Genomic DNA, 18967 nt, shown 5'->3' with positions numbered 1-18967 from the left:
CATGTCTGATTACGAAGCCACCAACGCCAGTATGCACTTCGCACGCGGCCGTCTCTTGCAGACGCAGCATCGCTACACCGATGCCGTGCAATCCTATCAACAGGCACTGGAACTGGATCCCAATCACACACCCAGCTACGTCATGCTGGCGCTGTGCTGGCTGAACGATGATAGCACGGTGGCCAAGGCGGTGGATGCCGCCCAGCGCGCGGTGGGACTGGAGCCTGAAGATCCCTTTGCCCATGGTGTCTTGGCTCTGACGCTGAATGCCAAGGCTAAGGATGGCCAGACAAGTGCCATTCAAGAGGCGCTGAAGCATGCGGAAGCAGCCATCTCGATTGACCCCGACAGTGACTTTGCCCACGCCGTCACTGCCCGCATTCATCTACGGCTGCGCGATTACCCGCAGGCGGAAGCTTCGGCGCGGAAAGCCCTGCAACTGGATACGGAAAACACCATGGCCACCGAAGTCCTCTCGGCTGCCCTGTTGATGCAAAAGAAGGACCAGGATCACCAAAGCCTGATTGATTATCAGCTCCAAAGAGATCCTGATGATGACAGTGCGCACACCAGTGCCGGGTGGCAGGCGCTGATGCAGGGAGATCACAAACGTGCCAACCAGCATTTCATGGAAGCCCTGAGGCTGAGCCCGATGAGCGAAAGCGCGCGCATGGGCCTGGTAGAATCCTTACGTGCACGTTCAACCATCTATCGGCTGCAGCTTCGCTTTGCCCATTTCATGAATCAGTTCACCGAAGGTCGGCAGAACATGATCATGTTAGGAGGATTCGTGGCCTACAAGGTGGCCAGTACCCTGCTCAAGGGCGTGTCTCCAGTACTCAGTTCGATCGTGATTGGTGCCTGGCTTTTGTTTGCCCTCTGGTCGCATCTAGCGCGTGGCTTCAGCTCCTTCTTCCTTGTCATGGATCGCTTCGCTAGGCAGGCTTTGCGCCCTCGAGAATATTGGGAAGGCGTTGTCGTGGGCGGGCTGATCTTTGCATCCTTGGGTGCCCTAGTGATGGGTTATGTCTGGCAGATTGAGGCGGGCAGCTACAGCTCCTTGGTCTTCCTTCTGTCCGCCGTGGCCAATGCAGCTGCCTTCACCAATGACCACCATCTAGGCCGTTACCTTTACGCTATCGCAGCAGGCATCGCTGGCTTTGGAGCTCTCTACACCGCCACTGCCATCTTCGGTGGAATCGCCCTGCCCTCAGCCGAACTGTTTGGAGTCACGGCCCTGCTGATTGGAGTGGTGGTGAGCTGGCTGCGGCCCTTCCGCGTGCTGTATGCCTGAGCAGCCTAACCATTCATTTAGCAAAAACGCTCACGGCAGCTTCATCAGGTAAGCGAAGAAATCCTTGAGGTCGGCATCGGTCATGCCGGTGGTCAGGGCCTCGGGCATAAGGGAAATCGGTGAGGCTTCCAGTTTTTCGATCTCTGGCTGTTTCACGGGAGTCTTGTTACCGGCGATGTCCTTGAGCACGATGCCACTGGCGTCCTGGGCATCCATGATGCCAGTGAGCATCTGGCCATTCTTCAACTTGACGATGTAGTTGCCGAAACCTTCGCGGATCTCCAGGCTGGGGTTGAAGATATTGTCGAGCCAGAAGTCAGGGTTGGCGCGATCATAACCAGTGAGCTCCGGGCCGATGATGTTGCCTTCACCGAAGAGCTTGTGGCAGATGGCGCAGCGGGCCATGAACTGGAGCTTGCCTTTATCAGCATCTCCCAGGCCGGTTTTGATGACGGCCTTGATGCGTGCCATCTCCTTTACTTTGGCTTCGGTGGGGCCGGTCATGAGAAGATTCTTCCAATGCTTCTCGATGGCCGCATCCATCTCCGGATCTTTGTAAAGGCTGAGCTGCCGGGCAGTATCAAGGGTGATGTGTTTAGGCTGCACTTTGCCATCGTTGACAAAGTTAATCAGTAGGAGTGCCCATTCCTTGCGGCCCGCCAAAGTGCGTAGAGCATCTTCACGCAGAGCTTTATCGCCGGCGATCTGGGCCTCATAACCGGTGAGCAGGGCTTCGGGGATGCGGCGGTCGTCGAACTTCGCCGCCGCCTGCAGGATGCCGCGTTTCAGGCTGGGGGCATTGGCCCCTCCTTTCAGAATGGCCACCATGGGGGCCACGGATTCCTGTTTGCCCAGTTCCGCCAGGGTCTTGGCGATGGAGATGCGTTGCGCGTTTGAAGCTTTGGAGTCCGAGAGGAGCTTGAGCGCGTCTTTGAGAGCAGCGGCATTGCCCGTGCGCAGGGCCAGGGCTAAATTGCCACCAGACTGCTTGGCCATGTAGTCGTTCAGAGCCTTGGACAGGCTGTCTGGCAGTGGCGGCATTTCAGCGCCTTCAAAAGCTGCCGCGATACCTGCGATGATCTTGCCACGCAATACTTCATCTTCAGACAAGGCCAGCAGATCGGCGCAGGTCTGTAAATTCTCCTCACCACCGGCAAGGGCATAACGTTTGGCCAGCTTCTCCGCGAGATGCTCTCTGAAAGGTCCTTTGGCAAAATCCGGGCTGTCTTTCAAAAAGCTCAATATCACGTCCCTGTTCTTCTCTGCTTTGGATTCCAGAGCCCACCAGGCCAGAAGAGGTAGATGACCGCTTGCGTCATCAAGATTGACATCACGGATCACAGAGAGCGCCAAACCGGCTTGAAGGCGTTTCGCAGAAGCCAATAATTGCGCCCGAACTTCAATGTTCTGACTCTTGGACAAATGGTTCAATGTTTGCAGCGCATTCCAAGACATTGGGCGCTCCCCGACAATCTTGGCAGCCCACCGTTGCACGTATGGGTCCTTGTGGCTTGTAATCTCAGGGGACATCAACACCTTATGGATAAACTCGTTAGCCATGGGATCCTCATAAGCCATTAACATGTCCAGCGTCCAGAGTGCATCCAGCGCATGCGGATCGTTGCTGCGGGCCAATTTTGCGAGTGGCTCGGTCAGCTCTTTCAAACCACGCCAGGCAATCTCCAGTGCGGCCTGTTTTCTAAACCATTCGTTGGTGTGGCTAAGGTGGCTGAGCAGTTCTTCAGGGGAGGCTTTGGCCAGATCAAAGGGCTTGAGCTTGGGGGCGCCTGCCGCAGGACGCACACGATAGATGCGGCCGCTGGTCTTGTGCCAGTCATCCACCGGGCTGACGTGGCTGAGGCGGGTGTCATACCAGTCGGCCATGTAGAAACCACCATCGGGGCCAACGCCTGCCCACACTGGGCGGAACCAGCGATCAGGCGAGCTCATCAGATTCTCCTCGTCCTTGCTGCGGAAGGTGGAGCCATCGGGGAAACGCTCACTGACATAGACGACATTCGCCAGGGAGTTGGGGGCGATGATCTTGCCTTCATAACCGCTGCCGAGTAGACCGCCTTCATAGATCGCGAAGGCCTGAGGGAAACGTTTGTTGTCTCCTTCGTGCTTCATGTGCTCGAACCAACCGAAGGCGTAGGGGTTGGTCAGAGGACCGTGCTTACCCCAACCTTTGATGCCGTAGCTGCCCTGCTCATAATGCATGCCTCGGGTGCTGCCGTTGTTGGTGCCAGAGAAAACCCGACCCTTGCTGTCAATGTCCAGGCTGAAGGTATTGCCACCGCCCTCGGCGTAGATCTCGAAAAGCTTTTTGTTAGGATGATAGCGCCAGATGCACTGGCCTTCCCACTTCACATTTTTGGTATTGGCACTGCTGACGTTACCGGTGGTGGTGCTGCCATTGGCCCCATAAAGCCAGCCATCCAGGCCCCACTGAAGATTGGTGGCCACAGCATGGGTATCTTCCAGGCCGAATCCGGTGAGTTCCACTTCAGGGTCGCCATCGGGCAGACTATCCTGGTTGGCATCGGGATAACTGAGCAGGTAAGGCGGGTTCAGCACCCAGATGCGGCCCATCCCGGGTAGGGCGGCGCTGGCGATATTCAGGCCCGTAATGACATCCGTGTGCTTGTCGAAAGCGCCGTCGCCATCGGTGTCTTCAAAGACGGTGATTTTGTCTGCGCCTTTTTCGCCACGCGGCGGTGGCAGAGGCACCTTGTCAAACTTGGCACGCAGATGCTGGTCGTAACTGACGATCTTCAGACCTGCCGGAAACTGATACTGGCGATACTGAGTGACCCACATGCGGCCTTTGGAATCCCAACTTGCGTAAAGAGGCTGCTCGACGGCAGGTTCCGAGGCCATGAGATCCACCGCCACATCGCTGCGGGTGGCAAATTTTTTCACGGCCTCCATAGGAGGCGTCGGCGGGGTGTCGTCCGCCATCACTCCACGGCCTTTGCGTGTCTCCATGATCTTTTTGACCTCTTCATTGCCAGCCACGGCACCGGGCTGCTGCGCAGAGATGGGCAGGCTGAGGCCAAGCAAGGCGGGAAGGAGAATACGGGCGGAGGTCATTGGAGATAGAACAGCAGAGGAGATGTGGTTTCCGGCGGGCTTGTTATGAGAGGTGGTATTCCTGTGACTTTGGGCGTAAGCGGAAGATGGAACGCAACAAGGGAGATGCAGCACCCTGAGAAGGCAGGATACTTAGATGCAAGGGAGCTTCGAGGTTCCAGATGCCGCACTCGGAGAGTGCAGGGTACTGTACTATTCGCGTGAGCCGGGGGTGATCTTCAGTTCGACCTCCTTGCCTTCGCGAATGACGGTGATGGAGGTTTCTTTACCGATCTTTAGCTCGCCCATGAGGGAGGTGTAATCATAGATATTCAGGACATCCCTGCCGGCGAGCTTGACGATGATGTCTCCACCTTTGACGCCGGCTTTACCCGCAGGGCCGATGGGGGACACGCCGCTGAGTTTCACGCCTTTGACATCGCCCTGGGCATAGTCGGGAATGGTGCCGAGGTAGGCTCGCAGACCGCCACGGCTGTCTTTGTTTTTCGGAGCCTCCATGGCCACGAAGTCAGGATTGCTATCCGCTGTGGCAACGCCGCGTGCAATGAGGCCCATGAGTTTGGTGATCTTGGCCGCATTGACGTAGTCAATCTTATCCGCTGTATCGCTAGGTTTGTGATAGTCCTCGTGGCTGCCGGTGAAGGCGTTCAGCGTGGGGATGCCGCGCTGGTAGAAGATGGTGCTATCAGTCGGCAGGTAAGCATCGGTCTGCGTGGTGATGGGTAGGCCGATGGGGGCATTGCGTTTCTCGATCTCCTTCGGCCACCAGGTGCTGGAGCCGACCCCTTGAAGCACGAGCGTTTTCTGGAAACGGCCAATCATGTCCATGTTCAGGCAGGCAGCAAACATGCCGGTGAGCTTGCCATTCGGATCACCCTTGAACATCTTGGCCAAGGCCTCCACATAGTGGCTGCTGCCTAACAAACCGAGTTCTTCACCGGACCAGGTGGCGAAGATGACATCGCGGGTGAGCTTCACTTTTCCCTGCTTCTTTTGCTCGGCCAGCCACTGGGCGATTTCGATCACGCCAGCCACGCCGCTAGCATTGTCATCGGCCCCATGGTGGATCTTGTTGGACTCATCGCCTTTGGCGCGTGAGTTGCTGCCGCCTTTGCTGCCCAGGTGGTCAATGTGGGCGCAAACGATGAGCGGGGCCACATGTGGATCGGGTTTGTCCCGCGCGGGCAAGACACCGATGACATTGCGTCCGGTTTTCTTTTCCTGTCGGATATCAATCTGAGCGCTGAACTTCAGGCCTTTGCAGTCAATGCCGCCCATGAGATCGCCCGTATCCAGCTTGTCCTGAAGTTCTTTCAGGGTCTTGCCCGCAGGTTTCAGGAGGTCATTGGCCAGGGCATCAGTGATGCTGATGGCAGCGAGGCCGGAACTGGCCAGAGAGGCATCGAAGGACATGGGCACGAGCTGCTCCACCACTTTGCTATTCGGCCCACTGACGATGATGAGACCGCGTGCGCCTTTCTGGCGGGCGACGAGGGCCTTATGCCGAAGGCTGGCGTAGCGGGTGAGTTCATTGCGTCGTTCCTGGGTGATGCCTTCCGGCAGGTAACGCAGCACGAGCACCCATTTATCCTTCACCTCCAGGTGAGCGTAGCTGCTGTAAGTCTCCATCTTTTTCCCGTTCTCGCTGGTGGCCTCATCCGGGGTCTCAATGCCGTAACCTGCAAAGACAATGTCGCTGGCCGCCACTTCGCCTAACTGAGAGAATGACAAGGGGCGCCAGTCTTTATCGGTCACGAGACTTTTGCCTTCAGGCTGAAGGGTCAAGCGATTGCCATCGCCCAAGGCGACACCGGCGGTGAATTCGAAAGGCTCGAACCACTCTTCATCTCCATAAGGCACGAGGCCGATGCCTTTAAACACATCCGCCACATATTGAGTGGCCAGCTTTTCGCCAGGCGTTCCGGTGAGGCGACCGTCGAGAGCATCGCTGGCGAGGTAGGTCACATGCTGGCGCAGATCGGCCTCCGTCACCTCGCCTTGAGTGGTGGCGAAGTCGGGTTGTTCAGCAGGCGGGACGGCCTTGACCGCTGACTCATCTTTGACCAAACCCAGGGCTTTCCGTGCGGCTTCGTGGTTCCAGTCGGCCAGGAAAATCTGGCTCTGGCCATTGCTGGTGCGGCCTGTGGTCCAGGAGAGTTTTTTGCCATCGGGTGTGAAGACGGGCAGGCCATCAAAACCATCGGTGGTGGTCACGCGCACGGGGTCGTGCTTGCCTGCGGCATCCACGATGTAGAGCTCGAAATTGGCGAAGCCATTGAGATTTGTAGTGAAGATGAGGTAGTCACCACTGGGATGAAAGTACGGGGCCCAGCTCATGGCGCCTAGCCTAGTGATGGGGCGTGCGTCGCTGCCATCGGTGTGCATCGTCCACACTTCTGCCACATCGCCCTTCGGAGTGAAACGGCGCCAGCAGATGCGTTTGCCATCGGCACTGAAAAAGGGTCCGCCATCGTAGCCGGGCACGTCGGTCAGCTGCTTCACATTCTGGCCATCAGCATCGCTGATGTAGATGTCCATGAAGTACTGCTTGTCCACCTTCAGGCGCTCGGCGTCTTCTTTGGACAGTTCCTTTTCATAAGCCGAGCGGTTGCTGGCAAAGACGAGTTGCTTGCCATCCGGGGACCAGCCGCCTTCGGCATCGTAACCACGTGTGTGGGTCAGGTTTTTCAGACTTTTATCCGCCAGGGTGTATTCCCAGAGGTCGTAATTTTCATCGTAGTCCCAGGAGTATTTGCGCACACGGCTGGTGGCGCGGTCTTTGATTTCCGCCTCCTGGAGTTCCTTGGATTTGGGGTCGGTGTGCGTGCTGGCGAAGAGGACTCGTTTGCCATCGGGATGGATCCACGCGCAGGTGGTTTTGCCCATGCCAGGGGAGATGCGTTCTTGATCGCCCGTCTCCAAGTCCATGAGGTAGATCTGGTAAAAGGGGTTTCCCTCTTCACGCTCTGACTGGAAGACCATCTTCGTTCCATCAGCACTGAAATACCCTTCCCCGGCCCGGCGACCTTCAAAGGTGAGCTGGCGGATGTTCGTGAGGTAGTCGGCCTCCGTCTGGGCGAAGGCCGAGGTGAGAATCAAGCAAAGGGGGACGAGCAAGCGCATGATGAGAATGGGAAGAACATACGCACCCAGACGCGTCTTGCAGTCAAGGGAACGTCCAGATCTAGAAATCCGTATCTGGAGTCGCGAGGTCCAGTTCCTTGATCCAGGCGTTGCGGTAGCGGACGTCGTGGCCTTCGCATTGGAGCTTTAAACCTTGGGGGGTATCGGTGATGCCTTTGCCGCCGTCGTTGCCGCCATCCACTCCGGAGTTGGGGCCGCCCCAGACTTTTTGGATCTCGACATTGGTGTGTACTTTCTGGCCGTTGAAGTACATGGAGACGCGGGGTTTTTCCACCAGGACGCCGTCTTTGAACCGGGCGGCGCGGAAGGTGATGTCGTAGGCGTTCCATTTGCCCAGGCCCGCGAAGGCGTGGTATGGCGAGTCGGTCTCATTGATCACGGCGCCCATGCCGTGCTTGGTGCGGTCGCCTTCCTGAATCTGGATTTCGTAGCGGTTTTGCAGATAGACGCCGCTGTTGCCACGGGGGTTCATGACGAGGAACTCAATGTGCAGACGGAAGTCGCGATAGGCTTTGTTCGTGACGATGTCTGCCGCGCCGTATTTGCCACCATCGGCCGCGCGATCATCGGTCATGATGCAGGTGCCGCCATTGACGGGATCTTCGACGACCTTCCACTTGATGGGCAGGGCTGAGGCAAAACGGGGACCTTTCCAGTAGGTCCATTTGCTGTCCAAAGTTTCGCGGCTGCCATCGAGGATGACCTCGGCCCCTTCGATGGGTTTGGCCCCGAGGCCGATGGGCTTGTCTTCAGCATGGAGGGCTGTGGCGAGGGCGATGAGGAGACAGGCGGAGAAAGTGCTTTTGAACATGGCTGCCTTTACCAACGCTGTTCAGAGTCCTGAAATTCAAGGGAACTTAGGCGAGGCGAAAGCGCTCCTGAATGGCGCGGACAGCCCACACGGTGCTGAGTCCTACTAGTACGCCGAGGGCCATGGATGGCGGAATATCCGAGGGCCAATGGGCGGCGACGTAGAGGCGGGAATAGGCCACCAGGGCAGCCAGCCCATACAGAAGGATGCCCCAGCGGCGATGGAAAAGCGCGACCACGGTGGCGAGGGCAAACATATTGACGGTGTGGCTGCTGGGGAAGGACTTGCCTCGGGTCTCCGAGCGCGGTTTGCTCGGGTGCTGCTCGGGTGCTTTGAACAGCCGCAGGATATCCGGTTTGCCAGGGGCCAGGTCACGGACAATGAGGCCCTCGACAGCATCGCGAGGCCGGACACGGCCCACCGTTTTCTTAAGCGTGTTCGAGACGAGTCCATCGCCGATGCCGATGGCCAAAGCGATGCACAGCAGCAGCCAGCGGCCCTGTTTCCCACCACGCCAGAGAACCAGTAGCGCCACGATGGCGAGGAGAGGAATCCAGGCATTGATGGCGGAAACAGCGGGCATCAGCCAATCCAGCACTGGATGGGTCCAGTGGAGATTGATGCGCTGCAGAAGCTGGAGATCCCAGGGGAACATCAGGGGGCGGGAATGGCAGGAACGGGGGCTTTGCCAGGCTTCACCCACTGGTGAAGTTTGTGGCCAAGGAATACATCGAGGATGCGGGGCTCGCCCTTGCCCAGGGTGACGTTCACTTGGCCGAGGAACTCGACTTTTTCAAAGCAACTGGAGATGGCAGGGAAGACATTGCCGGGTTTTTCGCGACCATTTTGGAAGATGAGGGCATCGTCCCCCAGGCGCTCCTCGGGCCCGGGCCAGACTTCATACTGGGACAGGACCTGGCCGGAGCGCTCCCACCGATAGACGCGTGGGTGCTGCGGCATGGTGAAGGCGAGCTGGGCGGCATCCGTCCGCAGATTGCTGGTGAGAACGAAGGTGTTTTGCGGGCGTGGGACGCGATCCAGGAAGGCTCCAGCCTGACGGCCTGTTTCTGTCCAGCCGCACATCTCATGGAATTTTTTCAGCTTCTTACTCCCTTTCAGATCCGTGAGCAAGACGACGCCCACAGCAAGGTGAGCGAGGACAAAAAAGGCGATGCCAAGACGCAGGGGCCAAGTTTTCCAAAAAGGGTGAGCCGTGAAGGGCAGCTTCCCATTCACCCAGGCAGCCAGCAGGATGAAAGCGGGCACATAAAAGACCGCAGGCCAGTTGGGATTGATCTCCTGGCGCAGTGACAGGGCCAAGATCGCTAGAAGCGCCGGCACGGAGCAGAGCAAGAGGTAATGGGAACGGCGATCCAGTGACCGGTAAGACTTGACCGCGAGGAATAGGACGGTCATCAGGCCCGCGAAGGTGAAGGGAGAATAGACGAGCGTTTGCAGCGTGGGATACTGGAGGGTACGGCCGAGCCAGCCGACCAAGTCCAGCTTATCGCCCTGAAAGTGGTGCTTCGTATGCTCCAGGGTGATCCAGTCATGCTGGGTATTCCACCAGAGCACGGGGGTGATAAAACCGGTACCTATGATGACGGTGAGCCAGAGGCGGGGGTTCCACAGCAGGGCGCGGTCCTGCCTGGACACGATGGCGAAGACGACCATGAGCAGAGGGAAAACGAGCATCATCTGCTTGCTCAAGGTGCCCAGGCCGATGGTCAGCGTGAGACCCGCCCAGCGCCAGAGGCAGGTGGGTTTCTCCAGGGCTAGCCAGAAGAGCAGCAGCGCCAGCGACCAGAAAAACAAGAGGGGGGCATCAATGGTGAAGAAGAGATTCAGCCCGATGTTCCCGGGAGTAAATAGGATGAGGAGCGCAGCCAGGAAAGCGGTGGCTGCACCAAAAAGGCGACGACTCAGCACGAACAAGGTGGCCAAGGTGGCCGTGCCGAAAAGCAGCGGTGCTAGACGAATGCCCCACTCTGCATCGCCCGTGAGGCGACCGATGAGGCCCATAAGCCAGCCGATCATGGGCGGCTTGCTAAAATAACCCCAGTCCAAGCGGCGGCCCCAGTCCCAGTAGTAAGCTTCATCGCCAGCCAGATCGGCCTGGGAGGTGAAAAAAAGCATGAAACCCAGGCGAAACATGAAAACGCACGCCAGCAGCCAGGCAAAACGGCGGCTCCAGAGAGCGTCGGGGGAGGAGTCGGTCGAGGAGGTCAAGAGGGTAGGCTAGGCGGGGAATGGGCGCTGGCAAGATGTGGCATGTTCCACAACCGATGAATTTCGATGCAAAAGTGCAACGTTGGCCCTACCTGTGCGGTCAGAATCCATATCATGCCGACCACCCCCGACGCGCCGCCCCTCACCGGGAATCTGCTGCTGGCTGTGCCCTCCATGCAGGACCCCAATTTTAAACGCACGGTCATCTTTGTGGCCGCGCACAATCAAGAAGACGGGGCCTTTGGCTACGTGCTGAACCGCCCTCTGGACCAGCGGGTGGCGGACCTGCTACCTGACCAAAATCTAGGTGCCCTCGGCCAAGTGCCCGTTTACATCGGCGGGCCCGTAGCCACGGACAAGCTGGCCTTTGCCTCCCTGCAATGGAACCGGAAAAAGAGCATCCTCCGCTGCCAGACCCACCTATCCGTAGCAGATGCCATCCATGAACTGAGCATGGGGCATGAAGTACGTGGTTTTGTGGGTTACTCTGGCTGGTCGAGCGGCCAAATCGAAGGCGAAATCGAACGCAAATCCTGGATCATCTCCCCGGCGAAAAAAGTCATCCTCACCGTGGATCAACCGTCCGCCATGTGGGGAGCTGTGCTGGATGAGATGGGCCCTATTTATCAACTGATGGCCAACACACCGGAACGGGTGGATCTGAATTGAGGTCTTTAAGTGATGCGGGCACTCCCACTTGCAAAACGAGGGGATAAGAAAAACACTTTGGGAAATGAGCGCCGTCAAAGCAGTGCAGGCAGGAGTGCCCGCATCACTTATTTTTGCCTGAATGAAGGTCATTACACGAGCTGACTTCACACCTTTTGACTGGGAGGCTGTCATGATTTCTCGACGAAGGAGACTCCCACATCTGACTTTACCAGGAGCCATTTATTTCGTGACATTTCGACTAGGTGATGCAGTGCCTTTGGAAGTGGCGCAGCAGTGGAAACAGGCACGCACGGCATGGTTGGAGCAAAATCCGCCGCCCTGGTCCGAAGAGACCGAAAAGGAATATCACCGCCGTTTTACGATGCGAATGGAAAGGTATCTGGACGCTGGGTATGGGGCTTGTGATCTACGCACAGAAAATCTACGTAAAGAGGTGCTGACGAGCTTGTACCACGATGATGGTCGCCACTATGATCTAGGCGATGTGGTGATCATGCCTAACCATGTGCATGTTTTATTAAAACCGCTTTCGCCAACACCGGTCTCGAAGTTGATGGGGCCTGCCAAAGGAGCGAGTGCGAGACGGATCAACCAGATGACCGGCAGGTCTGGGGTGCTATGGATGGACGAGTCTTTCGACCACATTGTGCGAAGCTTGGAGTCATTGAAGAAATTCCAGCGCTATCTGGCAGCTAATCCCAACAAAGCAGGTCTGTCGGAAGGAACTTATTTCTATGAACAAAGATGGGCGATTCGAGACGAGTGAGGTTCACTTTTCCTGGCACCGGATTCTGGAAAGTGATGCGGGCACTCCTGCCTGCAAAACGAAGGCCGAGAGAGGTCCTTACGGAAAGGTGCATCGTCAAAGCATTGCAGGCAGGAGTGCCCGCATCACTTTCACCTGGACCTAACGTTCTTTAACGAAGAGCAGTCTCAGGCTATTCAGGCATACGACGACCGTGCTACCCTCATGCGTTAGCACGCCCAGGGTCAAAGGCACGAGGCCAAACAAGGAGGCCACCGCCATGATGATGACGGATCCCAGGGAGATGGCCAAATTTTGCCGGATGATGCGGCGGGCCTGCTGGCTGATGTGACGGGCGGAAAGAAGTTTTTCAATCTTGTCCTGCATGAGAACGACATCCGCCTGCTCCAAGGCGGCATCGCTGCCACGCGCACCCATGGCGATGCTGACGTAGGCCGCGGCGAGGCTGGGGGCATCGTTCACGCCATCTCCCACCATGGCCACTTTTTTACCTTTCTGGGTTAGCTCGCGGATGGCCTTCACTTTATCTTCGGGGTGCAATCCTGCGCGGACATCCGCCACGCCCAATTCCTCTGCCACCTGCACCGCAGCGGCCCGGCGATCTCCCGTAAGCATGATGGTGCGCACGTTTTCAGCAGCCAGGGCCGAGAGCACAGCCTTGCTACCGCTGCGAATTTCATCTTTCAGCAGTATCCGGCCCATGGTCTGGGCATTCAGCACCCAGACTTCGGAAAAGCCTAAAGGCGCATCTGGCACGTCCTTCAGCCAGCGGGCAAAGTCCCCCTGATTCATCAATTCGCGCCGCCCCACGTAGGTAACGCCATCTTTGGTTAGGCCACGCAGCCCCTGCCCTGGAATGGACTGAAACTCCAGCAACTCACCGGGTTCGATCCCCAGCTCTTTGGCATGACGCGTGATGGCGTGGGCGATGGGGTGATTTGAATTGGCATCCAGCGTCACGCACAGACGCAGCACATCGGTCTCATGCCCTGGAGGGAAGCTTTCCACCAGTGCTACCTTCAAATTGCCTTCTGTCAGCGTACCCGTTTTATCCATGGCAATGACATCCACCTCGGCCAATTTTTCGATGGCAGCACCACCACGAAAGAGAATACCACGCCGCGCCCCCCAAGCGATGGCCGCCAAAATGGCGGAGGGAATGGAGAGAACGAGAGCACAAGGACTCATGACGACCAGGAGTGTCATGGCCCGATAAAAGGCTGACTTCGAAACCTCCGTATTCTCAAATGGGAGGATGCCGAGGGCGAGCCACCAGACCAAGAACATGGTCGCCACAGTCGCGAGCGTCAGCAGCGTGTAGTTGGTGCCAAAACGATCTGTGAAACGCTGGCTCGGAGCCCGCAGATGCTGGGCGTTCTGGATCATGGTGATGATCTTCGCCAACGCACTCTGGGTGGCAAGACGGTCCACTCGCATCTGAACGAGGCCCCAGAGATTCAGGGTTCCGCCGAAGACCTCGGCCCCGACACCTTTGTCAATCGGTACCGCCTCGCCTGTTAGGGTAGATTCATCAGCCGCAGACTCTCCCAGAGTGATGGTGCCATCCACGGGGAAAAGCTCTGCCGGACGTACTTGCAGGACATCGCCAATTCGAAGAGCGGAAACTGCACGCTCTTCGGTTTTGCCATCTGGCAGCATCACACGCGCATGTTTCGGGGCCGCCTTCGTAAGGGCATTAATCTCGCGATGGGTGCGGTGCAGAACGTAATGCTCTAAAGCACCTGAAGTGGAGAAAAGAAACAAAAGCAGAGCCCCTTCCTCCCAGGCCCCGATAGCCACCGTGCCCGCTGCCACAGCCAGCATGAGGAAGTGAACGTCCAGGCGCTTTTCCTTGAGGTTTTCCCACGCATCCTTGGCCGCATCCCAGCCACCACTGACGAGAGCGATGCCGAACAAACTTTGCACCAACCAAGCAGGCGAAGAAAAAACCTTTTCTGCGAGCAATCCACTCACAAGCGTCACTCCGCAGATGGCAGCCTGAACGGCCATCTCCTTCCATTCCTCCGCACTTTGTTGCTCGATTTCCTCGGCTGCAGGCCATTCGAAATCACGCCATTTCCAAAAACGCGGAGCCGTGATGCAGCTCGGTTTTTGTAGAGTTAGTGCGCCTTCTTTACGGGTCAGCGTGAGGCCGCTCACCGTTGCGTTGGAAGAGCTAGGCCGCGTTTCCGCATCCAGGGCTCGCAGCACTTCATTGAGCTGCGCCTGGAGCAGTGCGGTATCGACCTGCCCCAGCGTGGCGATTTGAACACTGCGCTCTTCAGGATTCAGACGAATGGCCTCCACCCCTTGCTGATCGAGGAGGAAATCCGCCAGCGCGTGTGTCCAGGAGGTGTCTTGCGATGTCAAATCAGCCATGGGCTGGAAAATACGCAGGATCGGGCGTATTGCTATGTGTCTTATTGGCCGAAAACTTGCGCCTTTTTGCGACGTAGTATCTGTAATCCCCCCAATGAAAAGTTCCTCTCAGTTTTCCCGCCGTCAGTTTCTGCGTGGTGCCGGCATCATGCTCGGCCTACCGTGGTTTGAGTCGGTGTCGTCCTTTGGCGCTCCGGTGGTCAAAGGCACACCACAGGCCCCTCGGCGTCTGGGAATCTGCTTTTTTGGCAACGGGGTGAACCCACATCATTGGGGCGCGTCCAACACACCCGGAGGTTTAGAGTTTCTGCAAACGCTGAAACCTTTGGAGCCCGTGAAAAACAAGGTCATGGTCTTCAAAGGCCTGTGGAATCCCTCGACGGTTACTGGGCCCGGAGGCCACTACCCGAAGATGAATATTCTTTCAGGCTTGAAGGTGAAGCAAACGACTACGGATGTGGAAGTAGGCCTGACCATGGACCAAATCATCGCCAACAAGATCGGCCAGCAGACCCCTGTGGCCAGTCTTGCCATCGGCACGGAAGGGCCTAAATACAGCACTGACAGCGGTTACACTTCCCTTTATTCGGCCTACCTTTCCTGGAGCAGCCCCACGACACCTGCACCGAAGGAGATCTATCCTCAGCAGGCTTTTGACCAACTCTTTGACGACGGTAGCAAACGCGCCCGTGACAAGAGCGTGCTGGATCTGGTGATGCAAGACGCCAGCAGCCTGCGGGGTAAGCTGAGCCGCCGCGATGGCCAGAAGCTGGATGAATACCTCACCTCCGTCCGGGATCTGGAGCAGCGCATCGCACGTTCTGAAAAACTCAGCACCGCTGAGGCAGCGACCCGTGGGTGGCAGCCCAGCGTGAAGACGCCTTGGCTCGCCCGTCCCGCCTCAGGCATCCCAGCGCAGCAGGAAGAGCACGTGAAACTCATGCTGGACATCATGGTCCTGGCCTTCCAGATGGATCGCACTCGCGTGGTGACGAACATGCTGACGAACGACCTTTCCAACATGAACTTTGGCTTCCTAGGCGTGAAAGGCGGCCAGCATGAGTTGTCTCACCATGCCAATGATGCGGACCGGCTGGCCTCCTACCAAAAGGGCAATGAATACATGGTGAAGGTATGGTCCGAGGCCCTGCAGAAGATGGAAGCGACCAACGAAGGCGAACGAACTCTGCTGGATAATAGCATGATCATGCTGACCTCCAGCCTCTACGATGGCAATGCCCATGACTCAACCCAGCTCCCCCTCCTCCTCGCCGGTGGTGGCGGCGGCACCCTGCGTGGTGGCCGTTATTTCGACTACAGCAAGGACCCAAACCGCAAGCTCTGCCGCCTGCATCTAGCCATGATGGAACGCATGGGCGTGAAGACTGCGCATTTTGGAGATGCAGATAATCCGCTGCCTGATCTCGTGTAATCTAGGCAGCTTTATCTGACCTGCGCGTTAAGCCTGCGGCCTGAGACTGGTCAGTTTCTCTTCGGCCTCCTTCCAGGCTACCTCGTGGGGCAGGCGCTTGGAGGTGGCGGCAATCGCGGCGGTGACGCCAGCGGCTTCTCCCATGGCGACAGCATTGCCTGTCACACGGTAGCTGGCGTGGGCCACGAAGTCGCCACTGATGCAGCGGCCTGCCATCATGAGACCGTCCACATCCTTGGCAATGAGCGCACGCAAAGGGATGTCATAGGGGGTAAATTTCGTCACGCCACCTCGCTCAATGGTAAGCTGGTCATTGTCCTTCTTGGACTTCGCATGGATGTCCACGCCAAAGGTCACACGGGCAACACCGTCTTCGTGACGCGCTCCGTTGACGAGGTCATCCTTCACCACCGTGTAGCGGCCATGGATGCGTTTGCCATCCCGCACGCCGATCTGCTCTGCCGAGGCGATAATCTGGAACCCCTCCCAGACACCGCCCAATTTCCGCAGGGCACGGGTGATGGCAAAGATCTCTTTGCGAGCACGAACCGTGGCTGCGGTGAGGGCATCGGCATCATCAGGGCGAATGCCATACTCATGGTTAGCCATGATGAGCACCACATTGTCCCGCACATGAAAAAGGGTGGGCATTCCGTAGGAGGGATCTATGCCTGCTTTTTGGATGTCCGCTTTGAAGTTCTTCGTCGCCTCCACATGCCACTTCAGATCGCCTTCATAAAAGGAGATGTACTTCTGCATCTGCGTGACATCCTTCACCACCGCCAGAGCATTCATGGTGAGAGGCTGGCACAGGCACTGGCTGGATTTGTCCTGCCCCATATTTCCGAGGTCCCAGGAGCATCCAGCCAGGGCACCGAGCACCCCATCGCCGGTAGTATCAATAAAAACGGGGGCGCGCCAAGCCTCGCGGCCGGAGGCAGATTCCGTGATGACGGTGGTGAGGCGTTTGCCTTCCTTGTAAGCGGCCACGGCGCGGGTGTGCAGTCGAAATTTCACCCCGGCCTCCACGCAGAGATCCTCTAGCAGCAGCTTCATTTCATCGGGCTCATACACGAAACGCCCGTTGTCGCTGCCACGTCGGGCACCACGTTCATCCAGTTTGGCGATGATCTCACGAGTGAGCCCCGGTTTATCGAAGTCAAAGATCCAGGTCAGCAGTCCTGCGGTCCACACACCGCCCAAGCAACCATGCACCTCAAACAAACGCACCTTTGCGCCTGCACGCGCCGCCGTGATGGCCGCTGCCACGCCTGCTGGCCCAGCGCCGCAGACGATGACATCCGCATCCTGCACACAAGCCAAGTCATGCCCTGGCTCCGCATAGCGTGAAGGGTCCGCCGGTGTTCCCGCAGCAGCCTGAACCAGTGAGGGAGCCGCAAGGGCACCTCCCAGAGCTGTTTGAAAAAAGTGGCGGCGATTGAGATCGGTTTTGGCAGGCATGGTAATGAATACTGAGCCAAAATGAGGCCTCTTGCCAAGAACGATTGAGGGCAAAAGGAAGACTTTACATGGAGACCAGAGGCCCTTCGCAAAGAAGGATTCTTTCTTTTTTGGCAACTCGTGTCAGCTCTGCGGTAAAACCAGATTTTGAGAACAAGGCAAAGTGCTTCTTCCACTTTTTGAGGCGGGGAAAGCTCTCCGCTTTGGTCTGCAATTCGGTAAGCACGGACACGTCCATTTTACGAGAGTTCCAGCGACACTCGCCAAACAAGGCCGCTTGCGATTTACGGCTGATGGCAAAGACGTCCACCTCAGCACGCGGAGTCCAGGCACGCCCCACGGCGTCCGGTTTGAACGGCAGTTTGCCGACCAGACCCAGAGACTCCAAGTGACGTCGTGCCAGCTCTTCGTAACCCGTTTTACCCACGTAGGCATCAAAGCGGGAGGTGATCTTCTCCATGTGTTCCGTCATTCGATTTCTCTCCACCAGATCTGGATGCGGATGAATGAATTCAAAATGAAAACGCATGAAGGGATCGCGGATCTCATATCTGCTGAGGCGAGTCTGTGCCACATTCGGAGCTTCGGCTGACTGCACCCGGCGTACCAGTTTGAGAGCCAGGAGATGATGCAGGTATTTGCCCACATGCGTGATTGGCAACCCTGTAATTTTGGCAATGGTCACAGGTGTGCGCAACCCGCCGCCAATGGCCTCCAGCAAGCCCAAATAAGTACGCGGCTCGGCGATTTCATCATGAATCAAGAACAAGGCCTCATGCCTGAACAAGGTAGCCGGAGACAGCAGCAATTCACGAATGTTGGTCAGCACGGGTGAGCGGTCATCCCACATCTCCAGGTACTTTGGCACCCCGCCCAGCACGCTGTAGGTTTCGACAATCTGGGGGGCACTGTAATGCGGCAGGAATTGACTAAGGTGAGTGGGAGAAACCTCATCCAACAACAGCGAAGCCGTGGCACGACCGTAGAGCGGCTGCTTCGGCGTGAAGAACTGCTCATGCATCATGTGATACTGGGAGCCGCACAAAATCAGCTTGAGTTGGGAGCCTTGTTTATGGCCATCCCAGATTTTCTGCAGCAATGAAGCGAGGCCCGGAACGCTTTCCAGAAGGTAGGGAAACTCATCAATCCCCGCCACCAAAGCCTCCGTTTTAGCTAGGGCGAACATTTGCTTAAAGGCATCTTCCCAAGTGGCAAAGCTAAGCCTCGCGGCAATCTCGGCCTCCAAGCAAGAAGCCAGGGCTTCGGAAAAACTTCGCAGCAGGATCTCCGGCGTGCTGCGATGTGCCACCCAGTAAAAACCACGAATTTTTGTCCGTGGACGCCCTGACATCCAGTGAGTGATTAACGCAGTTTTACCGATACGGCGCCGCCCATAAACCACCATGAACTGCGCGCCAGCCTTACGGCGAAAGGCATCCAACAAACCAATCTCCTCCTGACGATTCACAAAAACCGGGCGGTCCAGCGTCGGATATTCTTCAAGTGACATAATTTGTAATATACTCACTTTGTCACTTATTCAAGATCTCATTCTCAGCTCACTTTCTTCAATAATTATTGAATTGAGTAATATACTGATCTTGTCACTTGTTATAAATGTCGTTTTATGACTGCATTCGTTTCTTGTGCGATTAAAAATCTGCGACCAGTTTTAGGGCTCGTCTC

The 18967-nt window shown here is 57.1% G+C and carries 12 protein-coding genes and 1 pseudogene; 4 read left to right on the top strand and 9 right to left on the bottom strand.

Annotated elements, in window-relative coordinates:
- The first annotated feature begins 1 nt into the window (after nt 1).
- Nucleotides 2-1294 (top strand): tetratricopeptide repeat protein, encoded by a 1293-nt coding sequence (locus HNQ64_RS09990; RefSeq protein ID WP_184208047.1) that lies wholly within the window; start codon nt 2-4, stop codon nt 1292-1294.
- Between the two features lie 30 nt (nt 1295-1324).
- Here the strand turns inward: HNQ64_RS09990 and HNQ64_RS24465 are convergent, their stop codons facing one another.
- The 6 genes and pseudogenes from HNQ64_RS24465 to HNQ64_RS09965 form a co-directional block, all read right to left on the bottom strand.
- Complete coding sequence (locus HNQ64_RS24465) at nt 1325-1765, bottom strand: c-type cytochrome (RefSeq protein WP_408004360.1); 441 nt, start codon at nt 1763-1765, stop codon at nt 1325-1327.
- A gap of 1335 nt (nt 1766-3100) precedes the next feature.
- Nucleotides 3101-4225 (bottom strand): annotated as a pseudogene (locus HNQ64_RS24525) (DUF7133 domain-containing protein); the annotation flags it as partial.
- Nucleotides 4226-4579: 354 nt separating this feature from the next.
- Nucleotides 4580-7510: a M28 family peptidase gene (locus HNQ64_RS09980; protein WP_184208043.1), complete on the bottom strand. Its 2931-nt coding sequence runs from the start codon at nt 7508-7510 to the stop codon at nt 4580-4582.
- A 61-nt stretch (nt 7511-7571) separates the two neighbouring features.
- Nucleotides 7572-8342 (bottom strand): 3-keto-disaccharide hydrolase, encoded by a 771-nt coding sequence (locus HNQ64_RS09975; RefSeq protein WP_184208041.1) that lies wholly within the window; start codon nt 8340-8342, stop codon nt 7572-7574.
- A 46-nt stretch (nt 8343-8388) separates the two neighbouring features.
- Nucleotides 8389-8997 (bottom strand): phosphatase PAP2 family protein, encoded by a 609-nt coding sequence (locus HNQ64_RS09970; protein WP_184208039.1) that lies wholly within the window; start codon nt 8995-8997, stop codon nt 8389-8391.
- Nucleotides 8997-10478: an ArnT family glycosyltransferase gene (locus HNQ64_RS09965; protein ID WP_184208036.1), complete on the bottom strand. Its 1482-nt coding sequence runs from the start codon at nt 10476-10478 to the stop codon at nt 8997-8999. The genes HNQ64_RS09970 and HNQ64_RS09965 overlap by 1 nt, the downstream gene beginning before the upstream one ends.
- A 207-nt stretch (nt 10479-10685) precedes the next feature.
- Between HNQ64_RS09965 and HNQ64_RS09960 the strand changes: the two genes are divergently transcribed.
- Together HNQ64_RS09960 and HNQ64_RS09955 are read left to right on the top strand one after the other, a co-directional pair.
- Nucleotides 10686-11240, top strand: coding sequence for a YqgE/AlgH family protein (locus tag HNQ64_RS09960; protein WP_184208034.1), 555 nt, complete (start codon nt 10686-10688; stop codon nt 11238-11240).
- A gap of 121 nt (nt 11241-11361) precedes the next feature.
- Nucleotides 11362-12009, top strand: a complete 648-nt coding sequence (locus HNQ64_RS09955) for a transposase (RefSeq protein WP_184208032.1) — start codon at nt 11362-11364, stop codon at nt 12007-12009.
- Between the two features lie 141 nt (nt 12010-12150).
- On the opposite strand, the gene HNQ64_RS09950 is transcribed toward HNQ64_RS09955, so the two are convergent.
- On the bottom strand, nt 12151-14388 hold the full coding sequence (locus tag HNQ64_RS09950) for a heavy metal translocating P-type ATPase (RefSeq protein WP_184208030.1): 2238 nt from the start codon (nt 14386-14388) through the stop codon (nt 12151-12153).
- A gap of 94 nt (nt 14389-14482) precedes the next feature.
- On the opposite strand from HNQ64_RS09950, the gene HNQ64_RS09945 reads away from it, so the two are divergent.
- On the top strand, nt 14483-15820 hold the full coding sequence (locus HNQ64_RS09945; protein ID WP_184208028.1) for a DUF1552 domain-containing protein: 1338 nt from the start codon (nt 14483-14485) through the stop codon (nt 15818-15820).
- A 27-nt stretch (nt 15821-15847) separates the two neighbouring features.
- Here HNQ64_RS09945 and HNQ64_RS09940 read toward each other — a convergent pair whose 3' ends face one another.
- Nucleotides 15848-17281 (bottom strand): FAD-dependent oxidoreductase, encoded by a 1434-nt coding sequence (locus tag HNQ64_RS09940; RefSeq protein ID WP_184208026.1) that lies wholly within the window; start codon nt 17279-17281, stop codon nt 15848-15850.
- A gap of 64 nt (nt 17282-17345) precedes the next feature.
- Nucleotides 17346-18791 carry an ATP-binding protein gene (locus HNQ64_RS09935; RefSeq protein WP_184208024.1) on the bottom strand — a complete coding sequence of 482 codons (1446 nt, stop codon included), beginning with the start codon at nt 18789-18791 and terminating at the stop codon, nt 17346-17348.
- Between the last annotated feature and the right edge of the window lie 176 nt (nt 18792-18967).

The organism is Prosthecobacter dejongeii (genome assembly GCF_014203045.1).
Lineage (GTDB): Bacteria > Verrucomicrobiota > Verrucomicrobiia > Verrucomicrobiales > Verrucomicrobiaceae > Prosthecobacter > Prosthecobacter dejongeii.
This window is presented reverse-complemented; position numbering and strand designations above follow the sequence as displayed.